Raw genomic sequence first — 24360 nt, 5'->3', positions numbered from 1 at the left:
CTGCTGTTTTTGCTCATGGTGAAAATGCCAGCCTTCTTCACGGTGGAATTGAAGTTTTCCTTCATCATATGGCTGCATTGGTTCTTGTATCGGTATTTACTTTTTTCGGCTCATTATTGCTGTACAAAGTTACCAATGCCATAATTACCTTAAGGGTTTCAGAGGAGTCTGAGGATATAGGGCTTGATCTTTCCCAACATCAGGAAAGTTTTAACTGATTAAATAATTAAACAATCAGGACCTGATAAAGCCCTGATTGAGAAATAGTGTCTTACCTGATAGAATGGATTGCATTGAAGATTTCTTTTTTTGAATTTTCAAAGACTTCACCCCCGAATTCTTCATTATCCAATGAGAAAACGGAGATATCCGTAATTCCCATAATTCCCAGAATATGTTTCAGGTAGGTGGTCTGAAAATTGGTATGCCCGTTTTTTTCATTTTCACCATATCCGGTATCACCCCGGGTTGATAATATGAATGCTTTTTTATTTTCCAGGAGCCCTACATAATCACCGTCAGGAGCTCCTGACCTGAATTTCCAGGTTTCATTGATCCTCATCACCTGATCTATGTAAGCTTTTAATCCAGAAGGAACAGACCAGTTATACATAGGTGTCCCGATTACATAGACATCATGCTCTTTAAGTTCTTTTACCAGTTCATCACTGAGCTGTAATGCCTTCCGGTTTTCTTCTGTTCTGTCTGATGGTTTTTTAAATGCACCTGCTATCCAGCTCTCATTTATATTGGGAATGCTCACCGTCCCGGTTTCTCTATAGGTAAAGACGTCGGATGGATATCTGGTTTTCCAGTTTTCAACAAAAAGACGGGTCAGTTTTCTGCTGTAAGATCTTTCATCTCTTACACTTGCATTAATAATCAGTATTTTCATTTGATATGAATTTATATCAGCAAAATTCCTGATTAATCACCGGTTAAAAATTGATCTGGTTCAAGAGGATTTATTATTATTTTTTTTTCGGATTCTGCTGATGAATTCCGCAGACACTCCCAGATAGGAAGCTATTAAATACTGGGGAACTCTGGCTGCTATATCAGGATAAGTTTCAAGAAAATCATAATATTTTTGTTCTGCTTTGTACATATGGTTAAAAACAACTCTTTTTTCGAGGGTTCCAAGATATCCTTCTAAAATAATCCTGAAGTATTTTTCCAGGGAGGGAATTTTCTCCAGCATTTTCTGAAAGGAGGAATGACTGATCTGAAGCAGGGTTGTTTTTTCAACAGCCTGTATATTGTAAATGGATGCTTTTTGCCTGGAAAAACTGGCGATATCAGTGGCCCACCAATGGTCAATAGCTAAAAAAAGAATCTCCTCATTTCCGTTTTCGGAATTGATACAAAAGGCTTTTAAAACTCCTGAAAGAACATAGCTGTCATGCCGGCAGACTTCCCCGTTTCTCAGGAGAAATTCACCTTTTCTCAAAGTTTTTTCCGTCCAGAAGCTTTTACAAAGGTTTATTTCTTCCGGGCTAAGCTTTACATGCTGCAGGATATTCTTGAGTAATGTTTCCATCTAGATTATTTATTACGAATTTAATATGATCTGATGTGTAAAAAAAGATCGTGGCTAATTTACAGAAATGCATGTTACAATTTCATTACATTCATGATATGGGCTGCTAATTCCGGTATTTTACTATGCTGTTTATAAGATTTATCATGTATCTTTGTTTTTTGAGGAAAATGAAGAATCATTATGGAATCAATATCGGTTTTTGAGATTATTAAAGTAGGCATAGGGCCGTCCAGTTCGCATACCATGGGACCCTGGAATGCAGCTTCTGCATTCATCAGAATTATTAAAAGAGAAAGAACAATCGAAGAGGTGAAAGAAGTCTTCCTCGAATTTTTTGGTTCTTTAGCCAAAACCGGAATCGGACACGGTACAGACATTGCCGGAATGCTTGGATTGAATGGAGAGGATTTTAAAACCATCGATACCTCAAAAATTGATGAAAAAATAGATAAGATCAAGAAAGATGAGGTCATTAACCTGGGAGGAGAGAAAGAAATCCCTTTTATCTACGGATATCATTTGGTTTTAAATATGCAGAAATCCCTTGATTTTCACCCTAACGGAATGATCTTCAGAGCTGTTTTTGAAGATGGAACTGAGCTTGTCCAGGATTTCTATTCTGTAGGAGGAGGGTTTATTGCGAGTCAGGAAAAAAATTCTATTCAAAAGCACTGTGTGCGTACATTATATCCGTGCCATAAATCTTCAGATATTGTAAAGTATTGTCAAAAGCTGGGATTCAGCAGAATTTCAGATCTGATTTTAATCAATGAAGAAAGCTGGAGAACTCAGGAAGAAACCAGGCAGGAGGCTTTGTATATCTGGAAGCAGATCAAAGAATGCATTTATAAAGGGGTGAATAAAGAGGGCATTCTTCCCGGAGGGCTGAATGTTTCGAGAAGGGCAGCAGGGTTAAACAGAAAGCTGCTGGGAGATAAAGTTTATAAAAATATAGATGAATGGTTCCGTCTGGTAGTGGATGCTGAGGAGAATTTTACCAATATCAATAAATGGATAGCCTGTTTTGCCCTGGCGGTCAATGAAGAGAACGCGAGCTTCGGGCGGATTATCACGGCTCCTACCAACGGAGCAAGTGGGGTGATTCCTGCAGTTTTAATGTATGCCCAGGCATTTACACCTTTTACCAGTGAAGAAGATATTGTAAGATTCCTGCTGGTAGCCGGTGAAATCGGAACTTTATTTAAGAAAAATGCTACTATTTCTGCGGCAATGGGAGGCTGCCAGGCAGAAGTCGGGGTATCATCAGCCATGGCGGCAGCCGGACTTACAGAAATTCTGGGCGGTAATGTAGGACAGGTTCTGATGGCCGCTGAAATTGCAATGGAGCATCATCTGGGGCTAACCTGTGATCCTATCAAGGGACTTGTACAGATACCATGTATTGAAAGAAATACAATGGGTGCTATAAAAGCTATTACTGCTGCAAATATCGCTCTGGAAAGTGATCCGGCCAAAGCCAAAGTTACACTGGATGAGGTTATTCAGACGATGTGGGAAACCGCTCAATCTATGAGCGACCGTTTTAAGGAAACCTCAGAAGGAGGGCTTGCTATTGCGGTAAATGTTCCGGAATGTTAAAGAAAAAATCACTTTTTAAAATAAAAATCCTTAGATAAATTTCTAAGGATTTTTTTACTTAAGAAGGGTTCTACCTTAATATGCCCCTGATCCTGTTGGCATTGGTGATCAGTTCTTCAAGATATTCATAATTTTCTTTTTCCAGTGCTGCTTTGAATTTCCGGAGCTGGGTGATGTGTTCGTTCAGCACATCCAAAACATTTTCCTTGTTCTGCTTAAAAATAGGAACCCACATTTCCGGATGAGATTTGGCCAGACGTACGGTACTTGAAAAACCGGAACTTGCCAGCTGAAAGATGGTTTCTTCCTCGCGTTCTTTTTCCAGAACAGTATTGGCAAGGGCATATGATGTAATGTGAGAGATGTGGGAAATGTAAGCCGTGTGGATATCATGATCTTCAGCATTCATATAGATGATATGCATATCCAGGGCATTAACAACTTTTTCAACGGTATTCAGGGCATCATCTGCCGATTCTTCTTTATTACAGATTACCCCTGCCTTGCCTGAGAAACTTTCAGCAATGGCAGACTTAGGTCCATTGTTTTCTGTCCCCCACATGGGGTGGAAGGCTACAAATCTTGATCGTTTCGGATGATCCTTAACGGCATTAACAATTCCTGCTTTTGTAGAACCTGCATCCATTACAGTCTGGTGGTCTGATACAAGATCCAGTACATCAGGAAGAAGTTTTCTTGCTGCATCTACAGGAATCGCTATAATGATCAGATCCGAGTTCCTGACTCCCTGTTCCAGATCCGCTTCGGCATCAATTATTTTCAGTTCAAGTGCGTCATTGATATGCTGTTGACTATGATCAATCCCATAGATGAAACGGGCAATACCTTTTTCTCTTAATTTTAATGCCATGGATCCTCCGATTAATCCGGCTCCTATAATACTTATTTTCATCTTTTAATTTTTTAAATAAAAAAACCTCGTCAAGGACGAGGTTTTAAGCTATGTTCATAAGAATCCCTATCCCAGATCTGAGGTAAAAATTCTATAATAATATGTTTTGTTGTTAAAATTCACGGGGCGAAGTTATAAAATATTTTTTAAACTTAAGGTATTTCTTATCTGAATTATATCGTGACAGGTAGGAAAGCAATTAGTCAGCGCTATGTATAATGGTTCTTTTCACATTTTTACCCTGCTGTTCCATTTCTAAAGTGGTTACTCCGCCGGCAAACAGAAATTCAATCTCAATTTTTCCGGAAGAAACAGTATAATTAATAAAATCCAGGCCATCTTTATTGATTTCTTTCTCAATATTTTGCTTAGGAAGCTCGGTTAGGAGTAATTCTGCTTTTTCTACTTCTTTTTCTTTAATGGTTGTATGATAGACTTCTTCTATAGTGGATCCGGTAAAAAGACATTCCTGCTCACTGCCATATTCAATTGTTTTTTCTGTACAGTTATTCAGAACAGGGAGTTCCTTACTTTCCGGGATCGTATTGTTCTCTGCTGCCGGTTTTCTATTAATTATGGGGCTGTCTTTTTCGGGAGTTTCCGCTGCATTATTTACGGCTTGTTTTGACTCATTCCGGCAACCTGTCAGAATTACGATCATAAGACCGATAAAACTTATCTTTTTCATAAAGTATTGAATATTTTCCGTAAAAATAGGGCTTATATTATTGTGATTTTATCCTGCTTTTGTTGACATATCCTTTTTTACCTTCTTTGGAAACAACAAACCACCAGTCTCCGTTTTGATCGAGAACTTCAATTTGCTCTCCGGTTTTTATCTTTTGAAGAATTTGTGATGTTGTATTTTTATCTTTTCTTAGATTTGTAAAACCATCAGGATCTTGAATGTAAAAGGCTGTTTTATTTTGACTTTTTTCTACTCTACATTTTTTGGTTCTTACATTTTCTTCAGGAATTGGTATTATTTTATCAGTCCATCCGGATTTCTGTAAATCAATATTTTGAGGAACATCGCAAATGTATTTTACTGCATCCGGAGAAATATCTGACATTGTTTTATAGATAATATTTTTAAGAAACCAGGTATTATTATCCAGGATAATGTTATATTCTTTTTCATAATATCCGCGATCAGGGAAGGATGTTTTTATAGTGAATCCTTTATTTCCAGAGATTGGAATGATATCATTAATAACATTACCTCCGTTCTCAGAGAAATTTCTTGTTTCCAGTGCTAATGTATATTTACCTTGCTTATCCCCTAAAAAAATAAATAGATTTTCTCCTTGATAAGGTTTGTTACTTACAATTTTGTCAGAGATGCCATCCTTGTTGACATCAAAGGTTTTTATGAAATAGTCTTTATTATTTTTATATGTTTCAAAAGAACTTCTTTTTGTCTGTGGCAGTAATATCTGTGAGTTATAATTCACAGATATTACTAAAACTAATAGATATAAAAAATTATTTTTTAAAACCATCTTTTGATATAACTTAAACAAGAGATTCAAAATATTCTTTGTCTGAAATTTTTTTATCTCCTAAAAAAAAAGTTGTTTTTTCTTTTAGGGTGGAATTGTCCTTACAACAAATACTAAGAGTTGTAAGAATTAGAATAAACGAGAAAATATAAATGGGCTTATTCATAGTTAATAACAAAAGTTAAAATTAATTAGTTTACAGGAGTTTTGCTTCCATTTTATCCATTTTGTAACATTCTTATACTCTTCGATATAATCACAATCTGTTTTAGGAATTGACTTGACCTGCATAGAATCACCTTTTATTTCCAACACTTTATACCAATATAATAGTTCCTGTTTGGATGTGTTTGGAACTTCGGGGGTTAACTGTATGAAAGCTGATTTAATATATTTTTCCCATGGGTTGAAAACAAAATTATTATTTTTCTTTTCGATCAGTTTTTTTTGTTTGTTAATGTAAATGATGAGAAAATTTTTATCTGAATTTGGTTCTTCAGCATCGAAACTAAATACTCTATGCTCACTATCAGGAATTATTTCCCGGGCAATTATAACTTTAGGAAGCTTAATATCGAATACATTTTCATCCTCATTATTAACAAGTATTTTACCATATGGAGTTTTGTCCATATTGAATATCTCTGTGCTTTTATTTATTGATAAATTTATAACTCCGCTTCCCCTCAGATTGTCTTCAGTATAAAATGTAATTTTATTATATTCTGTAGTTTGCATTGCCAGAGAATCAATTGAACATTCATTATCTTGAATAGGTAGCTCTTTTTTTATAACTGTTGTGGTATCTTCTAATTGATCTGACAAGCCAGATATTACTGTTCCCTTATTTTGCTTTTCACAAGAAACAAGTATAGTAAAACATATTATTAACGTGATATGAAATATTTTCATTGATTTTATATTTTATTCTTTTATTTCTTTATACTTTGGATTATGAAAGATGTATGTGTTAAAATGATAAAATAAATCAGGATTTATAAATTCCGGTTCGCCAGTATCTGGATCTTGTACAAAAATAAACCTGTTTGTTCTGATAGCAACTTCTGGAAACATAGCAGGACGAAGGGCAATAATAGCTTTTTTGGCAGGTATTTCAACTACAATATTATCATTACCTTCGTAAATGTTCAATATGTCGGAATAACTTATATCAGATTCTTCATATTCTGGTTTCCAGTACATTATTCTTTGTCCTACAGGATATAGAACTTTGTTTTTATACAAATACAACTTCCATCCGAAGTGATGGTCACCATTAACAGGAAAAAATATTACATAATTTTTAGAAGTATCAGAATAGTATATTAAAGGCGAAGATGTTTCTAAATCTTCATTATTAATTTTCCTGATAATAGCTTTTTCTATATCATTAAAAATAAAAGTAATAAGTTCATATTTATTTATATCACTTCCTTCAATAAGTGTATTTGATACATTGAAATTTTTACAGTTTAAATTATAATTTATTGTTTCATTACTTTCCTGAGTACAATTAATTTTATTTAGCAGAATTAAATCTTTTGTATCAATTCTATTATCTGAAAATTCTACTTTGGAAATTTCTTTTTGTTTATTCCAACATGAAAGAAGTGCAGGTGAAAATAAAATTAAAAAGATTTTCATCATTTTGCTTATACTTTAAGTTTTGTATCAGATATTATTTTGTTTTGTTTAACTGTATCCATTTACGGAACGTTGCTTCACCTCCAACTCCCTGAATGAAATAAGTGTTTTTTTCCTTTTTGATTCTAAAATTTGGTGTAACGAATTTACAGCCTTCATCATCTCCCGAATAATATAAATCTAAGAAGTTATTGTTTTCAAAGGTTTTGTATTCACCATTACACACAATTGGCTCATGATAGGTTTCTGTTAATAAAATGGCTTTACCTTTTTTTATATTAAAATTATAAGTAATATATCCTGTTCCAGACGTTGTTTCTTCTGTCTGTTGTGTTACAGAAAAGTTACCTGAAAATTTAGGATCTATAGTATTTAAACTTTCAGATTTATGAATATTAGGAGATTTATTTTCATCAGAAATTTTGCAACTAATTAATACAATTAGTAACAACAGAATTTTTCCTTGATTTTTAATATTTATATTCTTAAGCATCATAATATAAATCTATTATTAAGTTTCCTTTTTCATCGCGCCATTTTATCCAAAACTTTTTATTATTATCGTCTTCTACCATTAACCAATTGCCATTTATTTTAACGGGATAATAAAAGCTGTCTTTATTTAAAGGTAATGTTTTAGATTTGGCATCTGGCTCCAATCTCAGAGGATTCTCCTTTTCATTAAATTCAACTGAAAATACTGTTAAGATATGTTCTTCAATTGTTTGATATTTAAAATTTGGGTCTGATTCTTTAATGTATTTTATTGTGTTTTTATCTTCATTAACTAATACTTTATAATATCCATTTTCTTTTCCAAGGTTTTTAAACACCAAAAGAGTATTGTCAGGCTTTATAGCATAAGGAATTATATCTTCATCATTGAAGTTATCATTGAAACTAAAAGATTTCCATTGTGAATGGTTTGAGTTATATAAAACAACTGGTATTTTGTGATCATATGTGTTTTTTAATATTACAAAACCACCGTCATCATTTTTTTTTTGAATCTGAATAGCTTCGTTTTGTATTTCAGTATTATTAGCAATATTTACTTCCTTACCACTACAAGCTAAAAGCGAGAGACTTAATAATATTTTTATATACATAATTTTTAATGTTTATTGTTCGATATGAGCATCTATTGTTTGGACAGTTTCAAATTCTATAGATAAAGCTCCTATGTGGCCATGGTCATAATGACCTCCAACTTTTGAATTTACACCTGCATAGCTTTTTCCTGTTGCATAGTTTTTATTGAAACCGAATTTGGAAGCAATTTCAAAAAATATTTTATTTTTTGAGTCATCAAATGAGCTTGAACTACTTAAGCCTTGAAAACTTTTTCCATTTTTGTCCAAATATCTAAAATCAATATTTAATCCGGATTGTTTTCCTTTATGTCCATGACCTGCATGATGAGTTTTTGCCTTTGAAGGACTACTTGTAGGATCACTTCCATTTTCAGATGACATATCTCCAAGACTAATTTCCCATTTCTTATCTTTAATCTCTGATATTATTCCAAATAAAGCAGCCGCAGTTTGAGGAAGAAGATAATGATCCCCTTTTCCAACATTTTCAATTGAGGAAGCCCCTCCGATATCAATAGGACCATATCTGTTAAATCCATCACCAGAATCTGGAAATTTAACTAATCCAAAGGAATTTTTAGTAAGGGTATATAACTTTTTAAAAGTATTCGAACCTTCTTTTATTTGAACATAATATGCGATAGAATTTTTTCCTTCAATATATTTAATATTACCATTTCTATAAATATAAAATCCTGAATTGGAGTTTTTACCAGCAGATTGAGTAACATATTCACATGTAAATGTTTTTACCTTGCTATTTTTTCCTTCATTATAGCTATCATGATATCTTTCTAAAATTTCTGAACGTTGGATCTTACCATCTCCTTTATTTACACCTTTACTTTTAGTATCAACACTTGCATTTTGAGTATATTCTATAGTTCCCTTCTCATATAAAACATAATGATCTGACTCGTTTACACCTTTTGGGGCAAATACATGTAAATAAATATCTTCTGGACTTTTAATTTTATCTTTGGATGATGCAAAATATTTTTTCACATAATCAAGCTGCTTAACTTCACCCATTTTAGCAAAACGTAATTTAACTTCATGTAGCTTATCAAAGCCGCTGCCAGGAGTAAATTCACCAATTGATTGTAATGCAGATTGTGTAAATTGGATTAGACCAACTGCTCGAGAGGTACGGATTTCTTTTCCTGTTTTTTTGTCCTTTTGAACAAGCCAGAAATCGTCTTTTGTTATGGAATTAACATTCTTTAAAGTTTGTCCCATTATCTGATGAGCTTTAAAAGAACTTGCTGTTTCTACATTCATAACAGCCATTAATCCATTTGCCATATCCATTTTTCTATTTTCACCCCAAAGTTCTGCGCAAATCTGTATAACTTTCTTTCTAAATTCACAACTAACTTTTCCTCCCCAAACTAAGTCTTTATACTGCTCTTGACATATACAGCTGCCTTTTTTCTCCGGCTTTGGCTGGTTCTGCACCCCCGCCGCACTTTTCAATTTCTCCACTTCAATCAATCCATCCGAATCTACGCCAAATTTTTTAGATTCTTCCGAAAGATCTTTAGAAATGATTTCGATAAAGTAATGTTGTTTATCAGAATCCGGATCACCTATAGGAGAATCAATTCCCTTGTCAAAAATTGCTTTGGTAATTACAAAACCTGAGGTGTCACAGACATCAGCTGGAATTTTGATATTACCGCTTCTGTAAACTTCATCATGCGAAGTGGTATCGGACTCCCATATTACATATTGAATGTGTTTACCCACCATATTTTTGGAATGAATCCTGATTCTTACTTTATCTCCAACCGATACTTTGGAAAGCTCTTTTCCGTTGTCATTGATGAAAACAGCATCCAGGATATTTCCTTTCGGATCAGGTTGTTTTGTTCCGCCTCCTTGCCCTGAAGGGAATTTTGGAGTATTGTTTTGTGGCTTTGGTTTAGGCTGAGATGGTGACTGTCCTTTTTTATAATCAGGATTGGCAACATCTACATTTACCTGGCTTGCCCCCTGGATTTTTCCGGTGTAGCTTGCTGTTACATAATATTCATGATTAGCTCCTTCATCCTTATCACCATTCATCAGGAATCTGTTTGCCATTTGCCGTAAAATTTTCTCATCGGTCATTAAAGGGATACTGACCTCAGCAATTCCTTTTTCATTTACCCTGGCTTTATACGTTTTATTGTGACGGTTGTTCCTGTTAACTGCAGCATCATGTCCTTTTCCGGCAGCATCATCTTCCCAGAGGTGAAATTCGATTTCCTTATTGAACATTGCCACACAATGAGCCTGTGCAATCAGGGTATCGCGGTAACTGGCTTTGTTGACATCTTTTCCTGCTCTGTTAAAAAGAACAACCTTATTGATTTTAGGAACCTTGTTACTGGTAGGAATCAGTATAAGCCGGGCAGCCAGCTGCTTTGAGGAAGGCATTCCCGGAAGTATTCCCTGCTTTATCTCATAGACTTTCATTTCGAACTCTATTCCTAAAGCGATTTCTCCAAATGTATACGTTACCTTTTTCCCTTTTTTAGGGGTTCCGGTAATATCTTTCCAGCTTCCGCTCTTCTGCTTTTTATACAGATACCATTCATATTCGCTTCCGAAGTTTCCCAAAAGTCCGGAAGCGCTTATCTCATAGCTGTAAGCTGTTTCTGTAAGAGGGTTCTGGGAACCAATAATATTTCCTATCATAACTTAGCTGTAATAGAGTTCATCAGTTCCTTTAATATCTTCTTTGAATTCTTCAAAATCCACAACAGGATTATAAACCTGCTGTTCTCCGGAATTGGCAGTATTTACCTGGCCTTTACCGGTTTCACTCTGTTGCCCGTGCTTAAGGATGGTAATTTTTCCTCCGGTAGTGCACATCAGCTCTGAAATTTCAGTAAGACAGCTTTTGCCCATTACTTTTACCTTTTCATAAGGTTTCTGCCATTTTCCGGCGGGAGCATAGGCACATGGAAGATATCCTCCTGAGCTTGGTTTAAGTTTGCATTGCCCAAACGGCTGTGCAGATGGATTAAACTGAAGATCATCTTCTGTAGCCGCAAGATAGTCTGCTTCTCCCTCGGCATCATTCCAGTAGTGTTTCTGGTGGCTGGTGACTTTAAAGGTTGGAAATTTAAAGCCCTGATTACACTGTACTGTTCCTTTTTGCACGATAAAATATTTTCCGTCATGAGGGCTGGAGTCACCATCATCTTCTTTTTGTTCCTGTTTTTCCTCTTCTTTATTTTTTTCTTCTGTTTTTCCGGAAGGCTGTTCTTTATTTCCTGCTTGTTCCGGGTTTCTCTTATCGGCGGTGTTGCCTGCGGTATCCGTTTCTGCGGGCTCCGAAATGTTATCCGGTCCGATTGCATCACTCATTAATTCCCGGTCTTCAGGGATCAGGATCGTTTTTCCCGGAACAGGCTCTTTCATAACATCTTCTGGCGGACAGTGGAGGTTATGGTAGGTTTTTAAAATACCTTCGTCTTTAAGCCTGAACTGCCGGGCCAGCGAACGGAAAGTATCACCCTTTTGTATGACGTAATTTTTCATATTATCCTTGTGTTATAGTGATTGAGTGTTGATAAACAAGCTCTTCTTCATGTTTTAGCCATAAAATGGCACCAGCCTGAAGAAGGTTTTTATTTTTTTTGTGAGTGGTATATTCTATTGAGATCTCCCCCGGATCCTCATCTGTTCCGGAAGGGTCTTTGGATCTTATCCCGCGCATGATTTCCCGGCTACTGCAAAAATCTTCAATATTTCCTTTTAAGGAGGTGACAACAGTATTTTCAGAGTCATTGCTATGTTCAGATTTCAGTTTACATCGTACGGGAAAAGAGTTTTGAAGAAAATGAAATGATTCTGTCCAGGCTGTTTTCCGGCGGAACCAGTCCGTTTTTGGGAACAGGACCTGAAATAAAAGGGTGTTCCGGAATTGCTGCAGAAGAAAATGTTCATCAGAAATGCTTTTCTCAAATGTATCCAAGTACTTCCGGTTGACTTCTCCTGTAAAAAAATCATCGAGTTCTTTACGTTGTTCCGCAAACACTTCTGTGATCTTCTTATGATCTTCCAGACCTGATATCTGGCCGCTAGTACTGAGAAGAAACCCAATGGGCATAATGCTTTTCATACAGGAGATAGAAAGGCTGCTTACTTTATCCTCAGGAGTTTTTCCATTGGTTTTAAAGTTCCCGGCCTGATAAGACATGTGCCTGTAGCCGCTGTTCCGGTCTTCCCGGAAGCTAAGATCAATGCTGTAATCTATGTGTACCGGTGTTTCAAAAGGGCTGTCAAAAGTTTCGGAAACGGAATATTTTTTTGCATAAAAAGAATCCGGCACGCAGACTGGAAAAAGTATATTTTCTTTTTCCTGTGCTTTTTCTTTCTCTGTTTTAAAGTTTGTGGGAACTATAATACTTTTGATATCATGAAGGTCTTCAAACCATATTTTATTCATCCTCTGGCAGTGGGCATTGTGAAATATCCTGAGCTCTTCCGCGGTCATCCCCAACCGTGAAGCCACAGACTTCAGCGTATCGCCGTTACGAACTTTATATTCCAAAAAATCAATTTCCATCCAAAGTGAATTATATGATAAAACTATTAAAAAAGTCTTTTTTGAATATAATTTTTGAAGCTGAATTTTAAAAATTGTAGTAGAACTACGACTGCTTTTATCTGAAAAACTGACCTGATATTTAAAATGAAAGTTTATGTTGTTTAGGCAGATGTAGATTTATTAGATTTGTATATAATTAAAAATTTAAATGGGGTGAAATTTTTAATTAAAAAGAAACATATGCTTCAGATACAGGATTACAATTTAAACTTACCCAAAAACCAAATATGAAAGGCAGATATTTCTATGTACTGACTATGGTATTCATGATTCCGGTTTCAGGATATGCCAGAATTCCGGATTACCTGATTACAAAGGAGAGCAAGGAGTTTTCTTATTCCATATTAAAAGATACAGTTGGGATCGGGGGAGCAGTCCATGAAGAGGATACCAGGCTGAATAAACGAATGAAAGACAGACTGGAGCCTATACGCGCCAATTTCAAAAAAATCAATTCCATTGGAAAATGGACTTCAGTCAAAAAAATACCAATTGAAGGAGAGTCTGCAGAAGGGGGAGAAGCTGTCTTTTATTACCAAAACAACCGTTTGGAAAAAATAACAACCAGGCATTATGGTGAAACAGGGCAGGTATTGACTGAGTATTATTTACTACAGGGAAACTTATCTTTTGTTTTTGAAAAAGATTATACATACAACCGTCCATTATTTTATAATGCCGAAATGATGAGAGAAAATAAAGATACTGAAGCCTTTGATTTTGATAAATCAAAAATTACAGAGACCAGAAGTTATTTTGAAAAAGGGAATCTGATTTTTGTAATTAGCAGCCATAATCCGGGAACATCGTTCAGCAATGGTTATCTGGCAGAAAAAGAGAGGAGAATAACGGGTGATTTTAAAAAGCTGTTAGCTCTTATGCCAAATTAGAAGCGTTTATCATTAATTGATTAGTGTTTTATGATTTATAAGAAGGATCAAAAGGAATAGAATACCCTCAGGTATTTTTGATCTTTTCCAGTCTTTCTTCCACTTCTTTGATCTTATTAATCCAGTAATTTATTCCTTCCTGATTGGATACGGTCTGTTTAAAAAAATTCCGGTTAACTGTCCACAGCCGGGATCCGTTTTTCTGATATTCCAGTTCACGCTCTTTTTTATTTTCCGGTTCTATACGGTATCTCCAGAATACCAGAGCATGCATATATTCTGACCGGATCTTTTCCAGATAGTTGATAATAGCTTTGCGGTCCTGGGGAATATATCCCGGCCCCGAGCATCCGCATGAATGAAAGGTTATTCCCACGGTGTATAAATTCCGGATATGTGCCCATTGTTTATGATCATCCTTTGCCGGAGATTTAAAATCCAGTCCCATATCGGCCAACATATTGCCACATTCGGGGCATCTGGCTTCCACTGAAGTCTGGGCATCTCTGTCTACATCTTTTAAAATGCGGCGTTTAAATGTTTTCTGGCAGTTAAAACAGGCATAGTGACCTTTGTAAACCATCATGGCATATCGGCACATATTTACTTTTTCTTCTTTTTGGTTATTGGTTTATTATATATTTTTTTCTTCTTGGTACTGTATACCCATCAGGCTACTGGCGCTCCGCGGATCATACACAGACCATATATTGCCCCAGGGAAATCTGAATGAAACGCTGGGGTATGGTGTTTTCTTTTTTTGGGCAGGAGGTCTTTCCAGCAATAAAGTCAGAAATTTATTGTTGCGGTAAAAGACCAGCATTTCTTTTTCTTCAGACCATTCATTCCAATCTTTAGCATCCGTATCTTCCCGGGTATTCATATGGATGGAATGCAGCTGATCCCCATAGAAACACAGATTAAAATGCAGTTGGTATCCATGTGTGTCAATGGTGTTGAAGTAATACCAGAAATATCCGGTTTTTACATCCCACATATCATGATATTTCTGTTTATAAAAATCAGTCTGTTGAAGCTGATCAAACAGCATTCCTTTATATATCAGGGTATTGAAGTTACTCAGCTCTATTGCTCCGTTTCTACTGTCAATCAGCATATCCAAAAAATGAAGCTATAAATATACCCGTTTTTTCTTTACAGACAACGAATAATATTTACAGCTTCAGTAAGAAATAGAAATATTGGTTTTAAGGGTTTGAAATGATCAGGGTAGAAGGGATATCAGATAACCATAAGCTTTTGGTATCAATCAGGTTTTTCCAGCTTTTACTGCTGATGAGCATCAGATCCTGTGCATTCAGAAACTCTTTTTCAATTTTCTTTTCATTATAAAGGGTAATGTGATTGGGCGCGACCTGTTCAATACTTCTGATCAGTTCTTTCACTTCGATATTATTACGGATCTGTCCGGCCGCGTCCAGAATAATAACTTGCGAGTTATTATTATTGATCAGTCTTTTGGCATATTCAAGAAGATAAAAATCACTCAGATTGAAAATCGGGACAAATATCTTATCGGCTGTATTAAAATCTTTATCAACCAGGACTCCGACAGGAATGGTTGCTTTGTCAAGAACCTGCAGGGTGAGATCATCAAAAGGAGAGTTATTGAAAATGTTTCCTTTTCCCTTTACTGTATTAAGTAATTTTTCCGGATTGATGATTTTGGTTGTGAATCCTAGTAACCGGCCTAATAAGCTTCCTTCATACATGGATTTACCCAGCATGATGAGAAGAAGATCATAATTTCCTTTGTTTGTAATACTGGTCAGGTCGCTTTCAACATCGGTAGATGCTTTAAAAAGTGTGGTGACTTCAAGTTTGAGCTCGTGTGATGTTTCAATTACATTTTTAAACTGTTCCCTTTCAAAATTTTCAATATCGAAGGCATGAAGTTCATCAACGGGAGCAATATTCATTGCTGTTACACTTTTATTGCCGTTCATTTTATGGGTGAAATTGTCAGCCAGCTTTAACAGTTTACTTCCGGATTTTGCCGTTTCAAAGGACAGCAGAATCCTGTATTTTGTATCATTGTCTTCTTCCTCTTCTTCTATCATGGATTTCTTTCCCTTAAACAAGTAATTGATAAGATCAAGGCAGGGCCCTGTCATAAACGTAGTAAATAATGCCATAATGACAAGCATTGCAAACAGTTCCGGACCCAAAACCCCTAAATCATAACCGATGTTAAGGACAATAAGCTCGGTGAGTCCTCTTGTATTCATCAGTGCACCTATGGTAAGGCTGTCTTTCCAGCTTATTTTTAAAAACCTGGCTGTGAGTGCACTTCCCATAAATTTTCCGGTGACAGCAGTCAGAATAATGAGCCCGCCTGTTTTCCAGAGATGAACATCATTCAACAGGCCGATCTGAGTTCTTAATCCTGTAAATACAAAGAAAAGCGGAAGTAGCAGGACCAGGGCAACATCTTCTACCTTTTCTATGAAAAGATTTCTGAATTTTACATTTTCAGGCATAATAGCACCTGCCATAAATGCTCCAAAGAGTGCATGAATCCCAATAACTTCAGTAGCATAGGAGGAAATGATCAGGACCAGGAAAAATATAGCTACAAGGCCTTTATTGATAAAGCCTTTTCCCTTTTGTGACTCTGCGATTCTGTTCAGGAACGGACGTACGGCTTTGATCATAATAAATACATATAAAACAGCCATTAATATAACGAATACCGATCCTGAAAAAGATCCTGCTTTTACAATAGCAATCACCGCTGCCAGGATACACCAGGCCGTAATATCATCAGCAGCAGCACAGGTAATTACAACAGTTCCGATTTTAGTTTTATGAAGATTCCGTTCCTGAACAATTCTTGCTAAAACAGGAAATGCGGTAATACTCATTGCTATGGCGATAAACAAAGCAAATGAACTGAACTGAATGCCTTCCGGGGCAAATTCTTTATAAATGAAATAGGAAAGCCCGACTCCGAGGGCAAAAGGAATGATGATGCTTGCATGGCTGATTACCACAGCATCATGTGCTTTTTTCCGGAGAACACTCAGGTCAAGTTCCATTCCGACAATATACATAAAGAGGATCAGTCCTATCTGACTTAAAAATTGCAGATTGGGCAGAGATTCTTTAGGGAAAATAAAGGCCGAAAGTTCCGGAAAATACAACCCGAAAAGAGAAGGACCGAGAACAATCCCTGCGATCATTTCACCAATTACTGATGGCTGTTTCAGCTTTATACAAATCCATCCAAAAAGTTTTGCCACCAGAATGATGGTAACAATCTGAGCAAGAAGTAATGCCAAAGGATGATGAAGATTGGTGAGAAATGAATCAGTGAAATTTTCCCACATGGTAGAACCTGTAGTTTTGCCGGGAGTAATATTTTCACCAATCTCCAGCGTTTTGCCTTCCACAAAAAACCAGTACATAAGGCATGAAAAGAATGCGATTGTACTGATGTAAAAAATAAGATTTTTGTATTTCCCCAAATTCATGATTCCAATATTTAATGCAAAGTTGATAAGAATAAAATGATATTAAAAGACCTTTCTTTTTAAAATGTAACGAATGTTCTGAAAAATGTAACGAAATCTATTTTGAACATACAGTCATGTTAATCCTGTTCTGACCATTGTTCCCGGCATGAATAAGCCGGATATGAAAACCTTCAGTAACCTTCATTCATTTAATCATTAATTCCGTACAAAAGTAGATACTTTACCGTCCTGAAAACGGGAGTTGTAATAAAGGCCTTGTATTCTGTAATGAAAAGAGGAAGAAATGAAGGGGCTATTTTCCGAACAGTTCCATTAACGAACTCTTATACGCTTCACCGATCTGCAGTTTTAAAAAAGACTGATCATCAATAGCCAGTGTGGTAATGATCTCATTGGTGGAAAACACTTTGATAGAAGATAAGGCGATAATCTCTTTTTTGTTGACCTGGGCAAAATCTTTGCCAGGCAACATTTCCAGGAGGTTTTTAAAATTAAGGTTTTTTAAAACAATCGTTGTTCCGTCATTCAGGATAATATCTTTGTCCCTGCTGTCTATTTCAGAAGTTTTGATGTAAGCAATCTGTTCGGTGAATATGACCGTCCTTCCGATATTGGTGTTCCATTCAATTAAGGATTTCTTCGGAGCAGTTTCTACCAGTTCCTTAGCTTTTTCAAAAGCCTGTATCAGTCTTTCTTTTTTTATAGGCTTTCTGACGTAATCCACTACGTTAAGATCAAAAGCTTCTGCTGCATATTCTTTATAGGCAGTTGTAAATATGATTTTTTTTGAATCTGAAATCAGTTCTGCGACCTGAAGCCCGGTCATTCCAGGCATTTCAATATCCAGAATACATAAATTACAGTCAATATTGCCAATTTCCTTCAGGAAGATTTTAGGATCATTGAATGCTTTTACAACCTCTACATTGTCAATTTGTTCACATAGAAGCTTCAGATAGCTGATGGCCAGTAATTCGTCATCCAGAATAACGCATTTTATCATAGAATTCTCCTAAGTTTATTTTTAATTCTGCTGTAAATATGCCATTTTTAGAACTCTTTTCCAGTTGATAAAAAGTACTGTAGATCATTTTCAGCCTTTGGTCCAGGGACTGACTTCCAAAACCGCTTTTTTCCTTTTCAAGAATATTTTTTAAGGAAGCTTTATTGCTGACCTTCATTGTGAAAATACTGTTTTCAAGCTCCAGATAGATGGATATAAAAGAATCCTGTGCAAGGAAATCAGTATGTTTGAAAGCATTTTCAATAAGATCAACGGAGATCAGCGGAGCAAATACCTTTTCCTCATACACCGAATCTGATTTATTGATCCGGGATTTGATCCTGAAATCAAACAGAGGATTGATCTTAATTTTATTGATATCAATAAGGCTTAAGGCAAAATTGAGCTCCTCTTTGGGACTTACATACTTATTGTTGCTTTCATACAGGATATAATCCAGGACATTGGCCAGCTTATCCAGGGACATATAGGTCTGGTACGCATGGGACTGTACAGAGTTAAGGATATTCTTGAAAAGATGGGGATTCAGTTTTGTTCCGATATGTTCCAGCCGTACTTCATTCAGGCGCTGTTCAATAATCTTATTGGTCTCTGATAATTTGAAATTCTGTTGTTTCAGCTTTTGATGCTGGCTGAAAAGATAGATGCTGGTGGTCAGAAAAAAGAAAATGGCAAAAACTCCGATGAATATCAGATAGTCATGAATCATGTAGTAATTGCCTTCCATATAGACTGTATTATTGAGGGCTATTTAAGTTTTCTCAGGCTGTTTAAGGTCACATTTTCTTCACACTTCTCAAAAGTAATTTCGTAGGCCGGGTCCTTTTCAGGATACATAATCAGATAGTCCGGACAAGGTTTTTTCTGTGCATGGCTTCTGTCAAAGTCAACTTTTCCGTTGGTGATGATGCTGTCTTTTATAAACTTTTCATCAATCTTATAGGTATTCATTTCATTTTTAAAGCCCTCAGAATATCTGAATTCTTTGGAAAGTGTTTCTGCGATCACACGGCTGTTTGGTAAATACCCGCTGCAGCTTGCCCCTTTCTTGTTTAAAATAAAAAATACGATAAGCAGCCCCGGAATGAAGCCTATTATATAAAATTTAAGTTTTTTCATTAGAAAATTAAAAGATTGATATCATGGTACGTTAGTCCGAAACGGTCGCAGATGATCTTTTTTGTATGTCTTCCTTTATACATATATAAACTCTGCTTCATTTCATTTTTGCGGATCAGCATATTTTCAAATCCGCCTTCTTCATCATAGTTAAGGATATATGACAAAAAGAAATTAGAGATGGCTTTGGTTGTTGTTCTCGGCATTCTTGATGTTAAATTCGGAAGACCGCAATGGATTACTCCATGCTTGATAATATAAGGATCTTCCATTGTAGTCAGTTCAGATGTTTCGATTACTTTCCCGTTATCTATAGTAATGTCAATAATGACACTGCCTTTTTTCATTTTCATGACCATATCCTCTGTGACAATAGGAGCCATGTTTAATCTTGGAAGAGCACCAATTACGACATCTGCACGCCTTAAACTTTTACTGAGTTCTTTAGGATCAATAATAGAAGTGGGAACACGGCTGTCAACCATGGTGTGAAGTCTTCTTAATTTTGACAGGGAATTATCAAAAACTTTGATACTGGCCCCCAGACCTATGGCCGCTTTTGTAGCAAACTCACCCACAATTCCGGCTCCCAGAATTACGACTTCAGCGGGTCTTACGCCGGTAATACCTCCCAGCATCAGGCCATTTGATAAGGCTAATAATTCTGAAGCGTATAAAATAGAAACAGTTCCTGCAATTTCACCCACTAATCTTACCAGTGAAAGCTGTTTGTATTCATCAACAATAAATTCAAAAGCAATGGCATTTATTTTTTTCTCTGCAAGTTTTAAGAAATATTCTTTATCCCTGAGATTGATCTGAAGAGCTGAAACCAGATAGGTATTGGGTTTCATGTATTCAATTTCATCTTCTGTAGGAGGATTTACCTTTAAAATGAGATCCTGTCCGAAAGCTTCTTTAGGATCATTGGTAATCCTGGCTCCGGATTCAGAATACTGTAAGTCTGTAAAAAATGAACCCTGTCCGGCTCCTGATTCAATAATGATCTCATGGCCGTGTTCCACCAACACCTGAACTGCGTCCGGAGTAATACAGGTTCTCCTTTCGTTTAAACAGGTCTCCTTAGGTATTCCAATACTGAATTGTTTTCCCTTTTTTATAACCTCCAATTTTTCTTCCTTCGGCATCAATTCTTCTTCTGTGAAAGGAGTAAAAATATTTGTACTCATTCTTAAATTAAATTATATCTTACAGATTGTTATTTTAAAAACTGAATTAATAAGCAAAGATACATAATATTTAATCGAATGAAATTTCTCTGCTTTCACCAGTGTTCATAATGCTCATTGTGTGATATTTAAGGCCGTAAAGTTCTTCCTCATAGACTTCCGGCCACTCTATAATACACAAAAAGGAATTGTCCAGATATTCTTCGATACCAATGTCATATACTTCTTCAATATTTTTCAGACGGTACAGATCGAAATGGTATATTTTTCCTTTTGGAGTATTGTATTCGTTAACGATGGAATAGGTAGGGGAACTGACTTCATCTTCACTTCCCAGGTCTTTAAGCAGAAATTGGGTGAATGTTGTTTTACCTGCTCCCAGATTTCCTTTTAATAAAAGAATATTATGTTGTAATTGAGGAATGATGTTGTCAACAACTTCCTGCCAGTCTTCGATTTTATGTATATTGAACTGCATAAGCTAATTTGTTGCAAAAATAATGAATATGTTTTAGAGTTATGAGTTATGAGTTATGAGTTATGAGTTATGAGTTATGAGTTATGAGTTATGAGTTATGAGTTATGAGGTGGGGATATAGTTATGGGTTAGAGAGGAATTCCTGCTTTATAGATGTAGGTTTCGTTTTTTTTGATATTTCCTTCCTGTTCCTGAGGCCTCTGGTTCGGGGTCTTAAACTATCCGGTTCAAAAGCTTCCTGTTTCTTTATAAAATTACTTAATTTTACAGCATGATTTCCAAACAGACCATAGATAAAATATTCTCCACAATAAGGGTTGAAGAGATTGTAGGTGAATATGTGCAGCTGAAAAGGGCAGGGTCTAATTATAAAGGGCTTAGCCCGTTCCATGATGAAAAAACACCGAGTTTTGTAGTCTCTGCCAGCAAACAGATCTGGAAAGACTTCTCAACAGGTAAAGGGGGAACAGCGATCTCTTTCCTGATGGAAATTGAAAATTTTACGTATCCGGAAGCCCTCCGCCATGCCGCCAAAAAGTACGGAATTGAAATCGAAGAAGATCAGCGCGAGATTTCTGAAGAGGCAAAGCATGCACAGACCGAAAAAGATCTGCTGTATAAGATCCATGAAGTTGCCAATAATTATTTTCAGGAAATCCTTTGGAATGATGAGGATGGAAGAAGTATAGGACTTTCCTATTTTAAAGAAAGGGAACTTAAGGATGATATCATTAAAAAATTCCAGCTTGGATATTCGCCGGAAAAGAAAAATGCTTTTACAGCTTATGCCCTTGAAAAAGGATATTCCAAAGAAATCCTGGAAAAATCAGGGCTTTCCATTTTTCCTGAAAATGCTCCCGCGGGAGTAGACCGTTTCCGGGAAAGGGTTATTTTTCCGATTCATAGTTTTTCAGGCAGGGTTTTAGGTTTTGGGGCCAGAATTTTAAAAAGTAATGTTAAGACTGCCAAATATCTCAATTCACCGGAAACAGAGATTTACCATAAGTCAAATGTTCTCTATGGACTAAACCAGAGCAAACAGGCCATTTCCAGAAAGAATGCCTGTCTTTTGGTGGAAGGTTATATGGATGTGATCTCACTTCATATGTCCGGAATTGAAAATGTGGTGGCCAGCTCAGGAACTTCCCTTACTACGGAACAGATCAAACTGATTAAAAGGCTTACAGAAAATGTAACCATTCTTTTTGACGGGGATAATGCCGGAATTAAGGCCAGTTTCCGAAGTATAGATATGTTGCTCACGGAAGGGATGAACATTCGTGTATTGCTTTTTCCTGATGGAGACGATCCGGATTCTTTTGCAAGAAAACATCCGCAGGAATATGTAGAAAAGTACATCGAAAATGAAGCGATGGACTTTATCGACTTTAAAGCAGAGATCCTGTTAAGAGATGTTGAAAATGATCCTATTAAAAAAGCAGAGGCAATCCGTGACATTGTTAAATCGGTGTCCTTTGTACAAAATGCATTAAAGCGGGAGGTCTATCTGAAGGAAGTTTCCAATAAATTCGGACTTTCCGAACAGAGTCTTTTCAATGAGCTTGATGTACAGAAACAGATTACACAGAACCAGACTCATCATGTTCAGCAGCAGCAAAAAGAAAAGGCTCCTCCAAAAATGGAAATTGTTCCGCCCGACCGGGAAAAAGAAGATCCTTTTCTATACGATGTTTTATTCATGGAGAATAAACTGGTTGATCATATGCTGATGTTCGGGGATATTGTTCTGAAACGCAGAAATGAAAACAATGAAGAATACCAGATTACGGTCATTGAAGAAATTCTTCATCATTTTGAAGAAGAGCAGTATACATTTTTAGTGAAAGAAAATGAAATCATTGTTAACCAGGTTAGAGAGGGAATTCAAAAAGATGAACTGAGAAGTGGAAACTTTTTTGTATCTTTTATGGATGAAGAGATTACTACGAAGGTTGTAGATGCTTTGATTCCGATGGATGAACTTGAAAACTGGGCTTCACGCAATATTTATCCTCCCAATTACGGGGATAAAGTCGCTGACCAGATAAAAGGGGATGTTCTACTGCATAAATACAGATATATTGATTATCTGATAAAAGAAACGGCGAAAGAACTTGATCATTACAGCAATAGTGATGAAGGGAGATACTATGATCTGATAAAAAAGATTACTTTACTGAAGCAGGCATCAATACGGCTGAGTCATATTATTGAGTATTCTCCGATTAAAGGAATCTACGTGGATAGAAGAAGGTAGTTTACAGACAAAAATTTTCCGGTTCTGTGACAAAAAGTCTTATAAAATTTTAGGAATAAATATTGTAATTTAAACTTTGAAAATTTTTGTTAAATAATACATAATAGAAATATGGACATTAAAAAGGAATTCAGAGATTTCTCTGTAAAACATTTAGGAAATAACGGTCTGGTTACCGATCAGTATATGGGAATGTATGGTCCAACGAATCTTACACCATACATCATGGAAGAAAGAAGATTAAACGTTGCCCAAATGGACGTTTTTTCCCGGTTAATGATGGACAGGATTATCTTTTTGGGAACCGGAATTGATGATCAGGTGGCTAACATCGTTACGGCACAGCTTTTATTCCTGGAAAGTGCAGATCCGTCTAAAGATATTCAGATCTATATCAATTCTCCGGGAGGTAGTGTATATGCAGGATTAGGTATTTATGATACCATGCAGATCATAAAACCGGATGTAGCAACCATCTGTACTGGTATGGCGGCTTCTATGGGGGCTGTATTATTAGTAGCAGGTGAAAAAGGAAAACGTTCTGCGCTTAAACATTCAAGAGTAATGATTCACCAGCCATCCGGAGGTGCTCAGGGAGTAGCTTCTGATATGGAGATCAATTTAAGAGAGATGCTGAAATTAAAGCAGGAACTTTATGAGATCATTGCTCATCATTCAGGACAAACTTATGAATGGGTAGAAAAATCTTCAGACAGAGATTACTGGATGACTTCTGAGGAAGCTAAAGGCTACGGAATGGTAGATGAGGTTTTACAGAGATCAACAGATAAAAAATAATTGATTTGATTTAAGAATAAAAAAACGCACCGAACGGTGCGTTTTTTTTTATTCATTACTTTTAAATACCTGGCTTTATAGATACCGCGATTTAGTACTGATCTTTTTTGATCATAAAATTCCAAAGTGTTTATATAAATTTAACAACAACAGTTGTATTGTTAAAATACAGTTATTGTTATATTCAAGATCAATTTACAATGAATTTA

Annotated in this window: 24 protein-coding genes and 1 pseudogene; 5 read left to right on the top strand and 20 right to left on the bottom strand. The window is 36.0% G+C overall.

Annotation, left to right across the window (positions count from 1 at the left end; translation table 11 throughout):
- Window positions 1-218, top strand: a pseudogene (locus DRF59_RS17365) (ammonium transporter); the annotation flags it as partial.
- A 53-nt stretch (window positions 219-271) separates the two neighbouring features.
- Here DRF59_RS17365 and DRF59_RS17360 read toward each other — a convergent pair.
- Together DRF59_RS17360 and DRF59_RS17355 are read right to left on the bottom strand one after the other, a co-directional pair.
- On the bottom strand, window positions 272-895 hold the full coding sequence (locus tag DRF59_RS17360; protein WP_115963159.1) for an FMN-dependent NADH-azoreductase: 624 nt from the start codon (window positions 893-895) through the stop codon (window positions 272-274).
- A 60-nt stretch (window positions 896-955) separates the two neighbouring features.
- On the bottom strand, window positions 956-1540 hold the full coding sequence (locus DRF59_RS17355) for a Crp/Fnr family transcriptional regulator (protein ID WP_115963156.1): 585 nt from the start codon (window positions 1538-1540) through the stop codon (window positions 956-958).
- Between the two features lie 183 nt (window positions 1541-1723).
- On the opposite strand from DRF59_RS17355, the gene DRF59_RS17350 reads away from it, so the two are divergent.
- A complete protein-coding gene (locus tag DRF59_RS17350; RefSeq protein WP_115963153.1) occupies window positions 1724-3142 on the top strand; it encodes an L-serine ammonia-lyase in 1419 nt (472 codons plus the stop codon).
- 70 nt (window positions 3143-3212) lie between these two features.
- Here DRF59_RS17350 and DRF59_RS17345 read toward each other — a convergent pair whose 3' ends face one another.
- From DRF59_RS17345 to DRF59_RS17300, 10 genes are all read right to left on the bottom strand, one after another.
- Entirely contained in the window at window positions 3213-4055 is an 843-nt protein-coding gene (locus DRF59_RS17345) for a prephenate dehydrogenase (protein ID WP_115963150.1), read from the bottom strand.
- 199 nt (window positions 4056-4254) lie between these two features.
- The gene (locus tag DRF59_RS17340) at window positions 4255-4743 is read right to left on the bottom strand and encodes a hypothetical protein (protein WP_115963147.1); all 489 of its coding nucleotides are present in this window, start codon (window positions 4741-4743) and stop codon (window positions 4255-4257) included.
- Between the two features lie 37 nt (window positions 4744-4780).
- Complete coding sequence (locus DRF59_RS17335; protein ID WP_157967469.1) at window positions 4781-5509, bottom strand: SH3 domain-containing protein; 729 nt, start codon at window positions 5507-5509, stop codon at window positions 4781-4783.
- 216 nt (window positions 5510-5725) lie between these two features.
- Entirely contained in the window at window positions 5726-6469 is a 744-nt protein-coding gene (locus DRF59_RS17330; protein WP_115963141.1) for a hypothetical protein, read from the bottom strand.
- A 12-nt stretch (window positions 6470-6481) separates the two neighbouring features.
- The gene (locus tag DRF59_RS17325; RefSeq protein WP_115963138.1) at window positions 6482-7204 is read right to left on the bottom strand and encodes a hypothetical protein; all 723 of its coding nucleotides are present in this window, start codon (window positions 7202-7204) and stop codon (window positions 6482-6484) included.
- Between the two features lie 31 nt (window positions 7205-7235).
- On the bottom strand, window positions 7236-7697 hold the full coding sequence (locus DRF59_RS17320; RefSeq protein ID WP_115963135.1) for a hypothetical protein: 462 nt from the start codon (window positions 7695-7697) through the stop codon (window positions 7236-7238).
- Entirely contained in the window at window positions 7687-8310 is a 624-nt protein-coding gene (locus DRF59_RS17315; protein WP_115963132.1) for a hypothetical protein, read from the bottom strand. The genes DRF59_RS17320 and DRF59_RS17315 overlap by 11 nt, the downstream gene beginning before the upstream one ends.
- Before the next feature lie 12 nt (window positions 8311-8322).
- Window positions 8323-10977, bottom strand: a complete 2655-nt coding sequence (locus tag DRF59_RS17310) for a hypothetical protein (protein WP_115963129.1) — start codon at window positions 10975-10977, stop codon at window positions 8323-8325.
- 3 nt (window positions 10978-10980) lie between these two features.
- Window positions 10981-11826 (bottom strand): DUF4280 and LysM peptidoglycan-binding domain-containing protein, encoded by an 846-nt coding sequence (locus DRF59_RS17305; protein ID WP_115963126.1) that lies wholly within the window; start codon window positions 11824-11826, stop codon window positions 10981-10983.
- A 1-nt stretch (window position 11827) separates the two neighbouring features.
- A complete protein-coding gene (locus tag DRF59_RS17300) occupies window positions 11828-12856 on the bottom strand; it encodes a LysM peptidoglycan-binding domain-containing protein (RefSeq protein ID WP_115963123.1) in 1029 nt (342 codons plus the stop codon).
- A 269-nt stretch (window positions 12857-13125) separates the two neighbouring features.
- Here DRF59_RS17300 and DRF59_RS17295 point away from each other — a divergent pair, with 269 nt between their 5' ends.
- Window positions 13126-13788, top strand: a complete 663-nt coding sequence (locus DRF59_RS17295) for a hypothetical protein (RefSeq protein WP_115963121.1) — start codon at window positions 13126-13128, stop codon at window positions 13786-13788.
- A gap of 67 nt (window positions 13789-13855) precedes the next feature.
- On the opposite strand, the gene DRF59_RS17290 is transcribed toward DRF59_RS17295, so the two are convergent.
- The 8 genes from DRF59_RS17290 to tsaE form a co-directional block, all read right to left on the bottom strand.
- Window positions 13856-14374 carry a hypothetical protein gene (locus DRF59_RS17290; RefSeq protein ID WP_241505626.1) on the bottom strand — a complete coding sequence of 173 codons (519 nt, stop codon included), beginning with the start codon at window positions 14372-14374 and terminating at the stop codon, window positions 13856-13858.
- A gap of 48 nt (window positions 14375-14422) precedes the next feature.
- Window positions 14423-14905, bottom strand: a complete 483-nt coding sequence (locus DRF59_RS17285; protein ID WP_115963117.1) for a hypothetical protein — start codon at window positions 14903-14905, stop codon at window positions 14423-14425.
- A gap of 91 nt (window positions 14906-14996) precedes the next feature.
- Entirely contained in the window at window positions 14997-17282 is a 2286-nt protein-coding gene (locus DRF59_RS17280) for a cation:proton antiporter (protein WP_241505625.1), read from the bottom strand.
- Window positions 17283-17577: 295 nt separating this feature from the next.
- Entirely contained in the window at window positions 17578-18288 is a 711-nt protein-coding gene (locus DRF59_RS17275; RefSeq protein ID WP_115963115.1) for a LytR/AlgR family response regulator transcription factor, read from the bottom strand.
- Complete coding sequence (locus DRF59_RS17270) at window positions 18263-19036, bottom strand: histidine kinase (protein WP_115963113.1); 774 nt, start codon at window positions 19034-19036, stop codon at window positions 18263-18265. Before DRF59_RS17270 ends, DRF59_RS17275 begins: the two co-directional genes overlap by 26 nt.
- A gap of 20 nt (window positions 19037-19056) precedes the next feature.
- Window positions 19057-19428, bottom strand: coding sequence for a hypothetical protein (locus DRF59_RS17265; protein WP_115963111.1), 372 nt, complete (start codon window positions 19426-19428; stop codon window positions 19057-19059).
- Window positions 19428-20618 (bottom strand): alanine dehydrogenase, encoded by a 1191-nt coding sequence (locus DRF59_RS17260; protein WP_115963109.1) that lies wholly within the window; start codon window positions 20616-20618, stop codon window positions 19428-19430. Before DRF59_RS17260 ends, DRF59_RS17265 begins: the two co-directional genes overlap by 1 nt.
- Window positions 20619-20688: 70 nt before the next feature.
- Window positions 20689-21096 (bottom strand): tRNA (adenosine(37)-N6)-threonylcarbamoyltransferase complex ATPase subunit type 1 TsaE, encoded by a 408-nt coding sequence (gene tsaE, locus DRF59_RS17255; protein ID WP_115963106.1) that lies wholly within the window; start codon window positions 21094-21096, stop codon window positions 20689-20691.
- Between the two features lie 271 nt (window positions 21097-21367).
- Here tsaE and dnaG point away from each other — a divergent pair, with 271 nt between their 5' ends.
- Both dnaG and clpP read left to right on the top strand, forming a co-directional pair.
- Window positions 21368-23353 carry a DNA primase gene (dnaG, locus tag DRF59_RS17250; protein WP_115963103.1) on the top strand — a complete coding sequence of 662 codons (1986 nt, stop codon included), beginning with the start codon at window positions 21368-21370 and terminating at the stop codon, window positions 23351-23353.
- 111 nt (window positions 23354-23464) lie between these two features.
- Window positions 23465-24151 (top strand): ATP-dependent Clp endopeptidase proteolytic subunit ClpP, encoded by a 687-nt coding sequence (gene clpP / locus DRF59_RS17245; protein WP_115963100.1) that lies wholly within the window; start codon window positions 23465-23467, stop codon window positions 24149-24151.
- The last annotated feature ends 209 nt before the right edge of the window (window positions 24152-24360 follow it).

Origin of the sequence: Chryseobacterium flavum, from assembly GCF_003385595.1 — a bacterium.
GTDB classification, from domain to species: domain Bacteria; phylum Bacteroidota; class Bacteroidia; order Flavobacteriales; family Weeksellaceae; genus Chryseobacterium; species Chryseobacterium flavum.
This window is presented reverse-complemented; position numbering and strand designations above follow the sequence as displayed.